Source organism: Mesorhizobium sp. M1A.T.Ca.IN.004.03.1.1, from assembly GCF_003997555.1.
Lineage (GTDB): Bacteria > Pseudomonadota > Alphaproteobacteria > Rhizobiales > Rhizobiaceae > Mesorhizobium.
Window position 1 is genome coordinate 1 of sequence record NZ_RZTV01001130.1, and the last position, 234, is coordinate 234.

Genomic DNA, 234 nt, shown 5'->3' on the forward strand with positions numbered 1-234 from the left:
CATCCAAGAAGGAGAAATGGCAATGACAGAAGCATTCATCACCACCAAAGACGGCGTAAATCTCTTTTACAAGGATTGGGGTCCGAAGGACGCCCAGCCGATCGTATTCCATCATGGCTGGCCCCTGTCGTCCGACGACTGGGACAACCAGATGCTGTTCTTCCTGTCGAAGGGCTATCGTGTGATCGCTCATGACAGGCGCGGCCATGGACGGTCGCAGCAGGTCAGCGACGG

Annotated in this window: 1 protein-coding gene; it reads left to right on the top strand. The window is 56.0% G+C overall.

The window, feature by feature from the left end:
• Positions 1-16: 16 nt before the first annotated feature.
• Positions 17-234 (top strand): alpha/beta hydrolase (locus tag EOD29_RS35195; protein ID WP_348630482.1); only part of this gene is annotated, 218 nt, incomplete at its 3' end.